We start from the raw sequence: 8,648 nt of genomic DNA on the forward strand, positions 1-8,648 counted from the left end.
CGGGCCGTGGACCGTCCGGCGCCACATCGTCGGGCTGCCATCCCCGGCCAGTCCGGCGAATGTGAGTGCGGAAACTGTTGGCTCATCGCAGGACCAGGGGAACGCCGATCGCGCGCGTCAGCTTCGCAACCTTCGAGGTCGATACTTCGCCAAGACGCTGAACGATCGCTCCCGAAAGTGCCTGGTGGCGAATCCAGTCCGGGGCTTCCTGTGCGATGTTCAACAGGGTGCGGGTAGCCGCATCCCACTGTTTCGCCTCACATTGGGCAAGAGCCACGTCCAGCGCGTACCGCGACCTGGCGACGACAGGGATGTGCCGAGGAATACGCGTCTGGTTGATCAGGTCGAGAGCTTTACCTGTCTCCTTCAAGGCCAGAGCTACCGTGACCGCCTGGATTCGAGCATCGGTCGGACCGAATCCAGTCTGATAGTGATTGACGTCCGCCCCCAGGCGAGCCGCTGCGGCGTGTCCCTGAGAGAGGTAGTCGTGCGCCCGGTCCGCATCCTCGTAGCGCGACGCGGCCACCGCACCCCGAATCATGAGCCGCCCGTACACGGCAAGCCGCGCGGGAGCGGGTTGCGAGAACGTCGGTTGAATGCGAAGCGCGGCTTCCTCGCAAACGCGCACCGCATCCTCCGGTCGGCTGTCGCGCATGTACACCCATGCCAGCGTCGCGGAGAGAACCGCCGTCATGAGGTCGTCGCCGGAAGCCGTTGCTGCCTGGCCCGCGTACACGAGGGCTGCGAACGCCAGATCCCGCGCGCCCAGGACGTTCGCCACACATGCGGCAGCCTGGTACGTGTCCGCGAGGATCACGGCGGCCTGCTCACGTTCGGGCCCTGTCGATGCGTCGAAGCGAGCTTTCGCTTCGGGAAGCAGTTGACGGGTCAGCGAACCGAACTCGACGTAGTCGCCCACCCAGTAGGCATCCCACATAGTTGTGCGGACCGCTTCGAGTTCCGCGATCCGACCGGGGTCGACGCCCGTATCGGTGTAACCGAGCGCGCTGTTGTGCACGGCACGCGACAGCGCTCGAATGACGTAGCGCTCGGCGTGGCGCATCGCCCGCCGTGGTGCCTGCTCGCCGAGCAACACAGAGGTGTCTGTCCCCAAAGCGTTGGCGAACTTGACCAGTGACCCGACCGTAACCGTGCCTCCTTGTTCCAGCTTCTGGACCAAGGACAGCGACACGTCGGCCGCCTCGGCCAACCCCTGCTGTGTAAGTTCGGCGCCGCGGAGGATCTTGACGCGCTCACCCGTCGTGTATTCGGACCAAGCCACCATGTCTACCCCTGAGTAGCGTTCGGACGCGTACAGCCACTGTAGGCAGGGTGTTGGAGCCGATAAGAGATCATTCAGCCGATCTCCGGGCGAACTCGCACGCTCCATAGTAGTAGCCAGACAACAACTCCAGGTAATCCCACACTTCGAGTGTTCACCGTCGGTGATCGCTCTGACACGCTCGCCGCATGGTCACCCAAGGCAGGATCACCCGGAGTCCACACGACCGCATGCGGCGCTCGGCTCTGGCCGCCGCAAGTGGCGCACGTATCGAGCGGGCAGCGGTCGCCGTCTATGTAGCCGCACTGTCTGCGCCTGAACGTCTTGCAATCGCGGACACCTGCCGCACGTATGCCGAACTGCATGACTGGCGCGTAGAGACAGTCTTGAGCGAGTCACCCGATCAACCCTTGCCACACCGGCCCGAGTTGGACCGCGCGCTGTCAATGGTGGTGGATCGAGTCATCGTCGGCATTGTCACGGCGCGCCGGTCGATGATCTCGCCTGTCGAGAGCGACGTCGCGTCCTTCGAAGAGACGTTGCGCCGGAGCGGGGGCTTCCTGACCGTCCTGCCGACGGAATCCAGTGAGGTATTCGCAGAGAAAGACTCGCCGAGGTACGGCTGATGACTGCCAAGTCTGGAATGACGCTCGCGGTCTATCGGGTCGACCGGGACGGGGCCCGTGTCGTGCGGCAGCGCGAGCTGTTCACTGGCAGCGACTCGGCAGCGTGGCCGTGGGACGACGGGTGGCCGAAGACCGAGCCCCCCTGCGCGTGCTCGCCGAACTGCCGCTACCTGCACCGGGACTGAACCCCTGAGTTGCCCTGGTGCCTGCAGCGGCGTGGACACCAGGGCGCCCGATCCCGCCACGCCGTGCTGTTCAGTCGCGCAACACGGCGTGGCGGGCACCAACCCCATACCGACTCCCGAACCGAGGGGAAGGGAATCCGAAATGCCGAAACAGGCGCCCGCAGAGCAAGCCACGGACTTCGTCGTTACCACGGACGGCGTGGTGATCCCGGTAATGGTCCCCCGCACCCTGCCGCCCCGCGAGGAACCGCACCGAGTGCCCGTGCCCGTGCCGATCAAAGTCGGCGATTGGGTCGCCCCGCTGCCGGCGAGCGGCCACGACTTCGTCACCGGCCGAGTCGACCGCGCCGAGGAATGCGCGGGGCTCGACGACGACCAGGTACTCATGGTCCGCGCCGGCGGAAACGGCATGCCGCACCTGGCCAAGGCGTCCGAGGTGTACCGAGTCGACCCGTCGCGCTGAAACCGCAACAACCGATCCACCCACCCGAAACAGGAGCACCGTGACTCAGCCAAAACCGCCCCGATCCCTGCCCGCGCTCGCCGACGTGTGCGACTTCTGGACCGACCATCCCTGGCCCGTCGTGCGCGACGCGGCCCGCGATGCCGGGCCCGCCATGCGCGAAGCCATCGTCGTAGCCGGGCACTGGGACACGCTCTCGCCGACCCACCGCGCCGGCGTGCTGTGGGACATGACCACCGCGCACACCATCGCCACCACCGACGAACGACGCCTGAGCGCCTACGAAACGGGCGCCCGGATGGCCCGACTCGCCGCCGCGATCCGCCACGCCGACACCCTGTCGACCACGGACCCCTTCGGCGCCCGAGTGGACGCGGTACGCCTCGCGGAAGAGGTCGACGCCCGACTACTCGCCCTCCCCGCAGGATGGCGCACCGAGGGACTGCGCCGGATCGCCGCAGGCGAACTGGATCCCCTCGGCGCGGTGAGTGGCGCCGGAATGGCGATCAACATGGCACGCAACGTGTACGGAATCGCGGCGGAGTAACCCCACATTCGCCCCGTCCGGTGCCCGGGGAAGGACGCCGGGCGGGGTCCCGCGCACGGTCGATCCGGGCGCGAAACGGGACAGGAACGAGCCGGCAACCTCCGTTCGCGGTTCGTCGCACCCCCGCCCCCCACTCCGCCATCCCACCGAAAAGAGAACGGCGCGCATGCGCAACACCCCGATCCGCATGGGTGTTCGGCTTCGCGCGACGAACGACCAGCCACGGCATGGATACCGACTCGACAGGAAGGCACGACCATGGGACAGCACAACAAGCCGGGTGACGACGGTGACAGCAAGACTCCCATCCGGGAACAGGACGGACAGCGACCCCAGCCCAAGCCGAACAAGGACGACAAGGACAAGGACAAGTGACAGCGGTTTGTTGGGATCACGTGTTCGCGGCGGTACCTCGCCGTCCGTACATCCCTGACGTGGTGTGGACGGACAGCGACCAACCCCTCGACCGCAAAACGGACCCCGAAGCGTGGGCGGACGCCGTAGCGGCGGACATCCCTCTCGTCACCCAAATGGATGACGGTGCGGACGGTGGTGGCCTGTTTCCGTCGTCGTCCGCGTCCATGCCGTCTCTGGTCCGGCTCATGCTCGATCATCTTGCCGTCCGCCCGGACCACCGCGTGCTCGAACTCGGCACCGGTACCGGCTGGAACACCGCGCTGTTGGCCACCGCGCTGACCGAGGGCAAGGTGATCTCGATCGAGGTGGACCCGGTCCTGGCGGCGCAGGCCGAAGAGAACCTGTTCGCGTGTGACATCGAACCGTTCGTGATCGTGGGCGACGGCTTGCAGGGGTACCCGGGCGGGGCCCCGTACGACCGGGTTGTCGCCACCATGGCGGTACAGCGAGTGCCGTACGAGTGGGCAGAGCAGGTGAAGCCGGGCGGGGTGATCCTCACACCGTGGGGAACGGCGTTCCACAACTCCGGGCTTCTGCGCTTGGTCGTCGACGGCGACGGCGACGGCACGGCATCGGGCCGGTTCGTGGGCAGCGTCAACTTCATGTGGGCCCGGTCGCAACGTCGACGGTTCGACACCCGCGAATTCGTGGGTGACGTCATCGCGGACCCGGACGCCGCCAGGGTTCGCCACACCACGACGGATCCTCGACCCCTGGGGGAGGAGCACGCCGATTTCGCGATCGGGCTGTGCCTGCCCGAGGTCGAACAGCGGACGTACTTCGGGCGCGGGGACGCCGCGGGTGAATACACGCAATGGCTCAGCGACGGGCAGTCGTGGGCATCGGTGGACTACAAGCCCGGCGCCGACTCGTTCGAGGTGAACGAGAGCGGTCCACGCGACTTGTGGGCGGAAGCCGAGACGGCTTTCGAGGAATGGCGCAACCGAGGTGAGCCACCCCGTGAACAGCACGGAGTGACCGTGACCCCGAATGGTCAGTGGACGTGGTTCGACGGGCCGACGGGCCGCGTGCGGATCGGACCGGCGCCCGTCGCCTGACGCGCGTCAGCCCCGGCCCGAGCGTCAAGGGTCGGGGCTGTTCGCGACTCGAACCCGCGGCTCACTTCGATGCGTCGACCCCCGCACCTCGGCCGTTGGCGGCTGGGCCGGCGACACCCGGTCGCAGCCCGCTTGGATCACCCGTCCGGGCAGGCAATCCCAGCCCGTCCGGCGTTCGAGGACGCCTGTAACGCGAGGCTCACAACCTTGCGAAGCCAACCAAAATCAGCCCGTCCGGCGTTTGAGGACGCCCGACAGTCCTCAGCCCCCCGTGTGCACGTGTGCTTCCAGTCGGATCACTATCGACTTCGAGGTGGGGGTGTTGCTCTCGTCCGCCGTGCTGTCCAGCGGCACCAGGACGTTCGTCTCCGGGAAGTACGCCGCGCAACACCCGCGAGCGGTGTCGTAGGCGACCACCCGAAACGCCTCGGCTCGCCGTTCGCTGCCGTCGTGCCACTCGCTCACCAGGTCGACCAGTGTGCCGTCCGCGATCGAACGCTCGGCCAGGTCGTCCGCGTTGACGAAGACCACCCGCCGTCCCTGCTTGATCCCGCGATAGCGGTCGTCCAGGCCGTAGATCGTGGTGTTGTACTGGTCGTGCGACCGCACCGTCTGCAGGATCAGCCGCCCTGCGGGGACCCGCAGCACATCGAGGTCGTTGCGGGAGAAGTTGGCCTTGCCCGTCGTGGTCGGGAACCGCCGTTCGTCGCGCGGCCCGTGCGGCAGCACGAACCCGCCGGGTTCACGCACCCGCCGGTTGAAGTCGGTGAAGCCCGGGATCACCCGCTCGATCCGATCCCGGATCAGGTCGTAGTCCCGCGCGAAGGCGCCCCAAGGCACCGACACCCGATCGCCCAGAACCCGTTCCGCCAGCCCGGACACGATCGCGACCTCCGAGCGCAGGTGCCGCGACGCCGGCGGCAGCTTCCCGCGCGACATGTGCACCGCGCTCATCGAGTCCTCGACCGTGACGACCTGGTCCTTCTCGGTGCGCCCCAGACACGGCAGGATCAGCGCCCGCCGCCCGGTGACCGCATGCGAGCGGTTGAGCTTGGTGGACACCTGCACGGTCAGCCGCGTCGCCCGCAGGGCCGCCTCGGTCGCGGCGGTGTCCGGCGTCGCGGACACGAAGTTGCCGCCGACCGCGAAGAACACCTTGACCGCGCCGTCGCGCATCGCCCGAATCGCGTCGACCACGTCGTGACCGTGCGCCCGGGGCGGCTCGAAGCCGAACTCCTTTTCCAACGCGTCCAGGAACTCGGTCGACGGCTTCTCGTAGATGCCCATCGTCCGGTCGCCCTGCACGTTGCTGTGCCCGCGCACCGGGCACACCCCCGCGCCCGGCCGACCCACATTGCCGCGCAGCAGCAGGAAGTTGACCACCTCGCGGATCGTCGGTACCGAGTTCTTGTGCTGGGTCAGGCCCATCGCCCAGCACACGATGATCCGCTTCGACCCGAGCACGCGTTCGTGGATCCGCTCGATCTGCTCGCGCGGCAGGCCGGTGGCCTCCAGCACGTCCGCCCACGGCGTGGTCCGCACATCCGCCGCGAACTCCTCGAATCCGTGAGCGTGTTCGTCGATGAACGCGCGATCGAGCACGGTCCCCGGCGCCGCGTCCTCGGCTTCGAGCAGCAACCGGTTCAGCGCTCGGAACAGCGCGAGGTCGCCGTTGACCCGGATCTGTGCGAACTCGTCCGTCAGCTGCGTCCCGGAGCCCAGCATCCCGGACACCTTCTGCGGGTTCTTGAACCGCAGCAACCCGGCCTCGGGCAGGGGGTTGACCGCCACGATCGACGCGCCCGCCTGCTTGGCCTTCTCCAGCGCCGACAGCATGCGCGGGTGGTTGGTACCCGGGTTCTGACCCACCACGAAGATCAGGTCGGCCCGGTACAGGTCCTCCAGGGACACACTGCCCTTGCCGACGCCCAACGTCTGGGTCAACGCCGAACCGCTCGACTCGTGGCACATGTTGGAGCAGTCCGGCAGGTTGTTCGTCCCGAACGCCCGGACGAACAGCTGGTACACGAACGCGGCCTCGTTGCTCGTGCGCCCCGACGTGTAGAACGCCGCCTCGTCCGGCGAGTCCAGGCCCGCGAGTTCGTCGGCGACGATCGAGTACGCGTCGTCCCACGAGATCGGCGCGTAGTGCGAGGCGCCGTCGGCCAGATACATCGGCTCGGTCAGTCGGCCCTGCTGGCCCAGCCAGTAGTCCGACCTGCCCGCCAGGTCCGCGACCGCGTGCTCGGCGAAGAAGTCCGCCCCCACGCGCCGGACCGTGGCCTCCTCGGCGACCGCCTTCGCGCCGTTCTCACAGAACTCCGCGACGCTGCGGTGATCGGGCTCGGGCCACGCGCACCCGGGGCAGTCGAAGCCCTTCTTCTGGTTCACCTGGACGAGGGTGAGCAGGCTGCGCCGAACTCCCATCTGCCGCCCCGCGTGCCGCAACGACCACGCCACGGCCGGCAGCCCCGCGGCGTACTCCTTGGGCGACCCCACGACCAGACCCTCGTCGCCGACGTCGTCCACGGGCGGCTTGCTGACCATGGGCTTGCTCCTGCTGCTCTCGAACCCCGTACCGACCTACCGCTGTGTACGTTACGCCCCCCGTGTCCGGAGCCACAGCGGCGGTGGAGCGCGGGGCGATGCGGAGTCCGCAGCGGATCGGCGTCCCCGACGAGGCGACATACCAGGCATGGTGACATCCCAGGCACCGTGACATTCCCGGTACGGCGACCTCCCCGGACCCGGCGAGATTCCCGACGCGGTGACCTTCGACCTAGCCCGTCGCGTCGAGCGCCTCGTTCATGATCCGGGCGTTGGCCCGGCGCCCCGCGGTCGGGGCGTCCATGGCGTCGGTGAGGACGGCGACCGCGTAGTCCTTCAGCGCCGCGCCGCTCCACCCCGGTACCTGCGGAAACGGTCGGGCCTGCTTGAGCGCCTCGATCGTGGCCGGTCGCATCGGGTTGGCCGTGCCCTTGGCGTTGCGGGCACCGACCACGGCGGGGGCCGCTTCCCAGGCGTCCGCCCACCGCTCCTGCCACGTCGGCGTGGACAGCACGCGCAGCACATTGACCGCGCCCGCCGGATGTTCGGTCCGGGCGGACACCGCGAGCACCGCGCCCCACGTGCCCACGGCCGCCGGCGTGCCGACGGTGAGCCCGGGCAACGGGAACGCCCCCAGATGCTCGGCCGCCGCCGGGGACTTGCGGACGAGTTCCGGATAGACCCAGTCGGCCTGGATGCCCATCGCGGTCCTGCCGCCCGTGAACGCGTCCAAAAACGACCCGGCCCCCGTCGGGTCGGCCCAGTCCTCGGCGTCCTTCCTGGCGGTCGAATAGCCCTGGAGCCGGCGGAAGAACGCGATCGCGTCACGGGCCGGCTGCTCGTCGAGCACGCCGCGCCAGTGGTCGCCGTCGCGCACCGCGATCTTCGAGCCGTTCTCGTACAGGAACGACACCAACGGCTGCCACGCCTTGCCGGCCAACTGGATCGCCTGGAACTTCGGATCGGCCGCGTGGAACGCCTTGAGCCGGTCCAATTGCGTCAACCACTCGTCCCGGCTGCGCGGCACCACGAAACCGGCCGGATCGCACAGCCGCTTGTCGTACATCACCACGGGGACGTTGACTTCCATCGGCAGCGCGTACAGCTTGCCGTCGATCGTGCACGCCGCCCGAATCGCGGGATGCCACGTGTCCACGTTCAACCGGCTCGCGTAGGGCGTCAGATCGAGCACATTCCCTCGGGCGACGTGCCCTCCCAGCCCCATGGTCGTGGTCTGGAACAGGTCGGGGGCCGAGTTCCCGCCGGCCGCGAGCAGGGAGTCCAGTTTCGGGTCCTCGCCGAACTCCTGGAGCCGCACGTCGAGGGTGCCGAGCGAGTCGTCCCGCAGCAGTGCCTGGGGGAGATCGGTGCTCAACCACACGTCGTTCTCGCCTGGTGTCACGACCTTGTCGGTCCACAGCCTGACCACGTACGGGTGGGTCTCGGTCATCGGGACGTTCGGTGCCGGGCCGCTCCCGGACGGCGACGGGATCGGGTTCGGCGACGCGGGCGGCGTCGGCCCC

Annotated in this window: 8 protein-coding genes; 5 read left to right on the forward strand and 3 right to left on the reverse strand. The window is 68.5% G+C overall.

Annotation, left to right across the window (positions count from 1 at the left end):
- Positions 1 to 82 precede the first annotated feature (82 nt).
- Positions 83 to 1,285 (reverse strand): helix-turn-helix transcriptional regulator, encoded by a 1,203-nt coding sequence (locus tag GT354_RS02350; RefSeq protein ID WP_161354478.1) that lies wholly within the window; start codon positions 1,283 to 1,285, stop codon positions 83 to 85.
- Positions 1,286 to 1,470: 185 nt separating this feature from the next.
- Here GT354_RS02350 and GT354_RS02355 point away from each other — a divergent pair, with 185 nt between their 5' ends.
- The 5 genes from GT354_RS02355 (at position 1,471) to GT354_RS02375 (ending at position 4,578) form a co-directional block, all read left to right on the forward strand.
- On the forward strand, positions 1,471 to 1,908 hold the full coding sequence (locus GT354_RS02355) for a hypothetical protein (protein WP_161354479.1): 438 nt from the start codon (positions 1,471 to 1,473) through the stop codon (positions 1,906 to 1,908).
- Positions 1,908 to 2,093, forward strand: coding sequence for a hypothetical protein (locus GT354_RS02360; protein ID WP_161354480.1), 186 nt, complete (start codon positions 1,908 to 1,910; stop codon positions 2,091 to 2,093). Before GT354_RS02355 ends, GT354_RS02360 begins: the two co-directional genes overlap by 1 nt.
- 142 nt (positions 2,094 to 2,235) lie before the next feature.
- Positions 2,236 to 2,556 (forward strand): hypothetical protein, encoded by a 321-nt coding sequence (locus GT354_RS02365; protein WP_161354481.1) that lies wholly within the window; start codon positions 2,236 to 2,238, stop codon positions 2,554 to 2,556.
- A 40-nt stretch (positions 2,557 to 2,596) separates the two neighbouring features.
- Positions 2,597 to 3,103 carry a hypothetical protein gene (locus tag GT354_RS02370; protein WP_161354482.1) on the forward strand — a complete coding sequence of 169 codons (507 nt, stop codon included), beginning with the start codon at positions 2,597 to 2,599 and terminating at the stop codon, positions 3,101 to 3,103.
- Between the two features lie 437 nt (positions 3,104 to 3,540).
- Positions 3,541 to 4,578: a methyltransferase domain-containing protein gene (locus GT354_RS02375; protein ID WP_346011803.1), complete on the forward strand. Its 1,038-nt coding sequence runs from the start codon at positions 3,541 to 3,543 to the stop codon at positions 4,576 to 4,578.
- A gap of 261 nt (positions 4,579 to 4,839) precedes the next feature.
- Here GT354_RS02375 and GT354_RS02380 read toward each other — a convergent pair whose 3' ends face one another.
- Complete coding sequence (locus GT354_RS02380; RefSeq protein ID WP_161354484.1) at positions 4,840 to 7,125, reverse strand: FdhF/YdeP family oxidoreductase; 2,286 nt, start codon at positions 7,123 to 7,125, stop codon at positions 4,840 to 4,842.
- 232 nt (positions 7,126 to 7,357) lie between these two features.
- On the reverse strand, positions 7,358 to 8,500 hold the full coding sequence (locus GT354_RS02385) for an extracellular solute-binding protein (RefSeq protein WP_237534295.1): 1,143 nt from the start codon (positions 8,498 to 8,500) through the stop codon (positions 7,358 to 7,360).
- Positions 8,501 to 8,648: the final 148 nt, after the last annotated feature.

Origin of the sequence: Streptomyces sp. SID3343, assembly GCF_009865215.1 — a bacterium.
In the GTDB taxonomy this organism is placed as follows: Bacteria; Actinomycetota; Actinomycetes; order Streptomycetales; family Streptomycetaceae; genus Embleya.

Bases quoted from the DNA above. Each gene is read 5' to 3' on its own strand.
- GT354_RS02350 (WP_161354478.1), bottom strand. From the start codon at position 1,285: ATGGTGGCTTGGTCCGAATACACGACGGGTGAGCGCGTCAAGATCCTC.
- GT354_RS02355 (WP_161354479.1), top strand. From the start codon at position 1,471: ATGGTCACCCAAGGCAGGATCACCCGGAGTCCACACGACCGCATGCGG.
- GT354_RS02360 (WP_161354480.1), top strand. From the start codon at position 1,908: ATGACTGCCAAGTCTGGAATGACGCTCGCGGTCTATCGGGTCGACCGG.
- GT354_RS02365 (WP_161354481.1), top strand. From the start codon at position 2,236: ATGCCGAAACAGGCGCCCGCAGAGCAAGCCACGGACTTCGTCGTTACC.
- GT354_RS02380 (WP_161354484.1), bottom strand. From the start codon at position 7,125: ATGGTCAGCAAGCCGCCCGTGGACGACGTCGGCGACGAGGGTCTGGTC.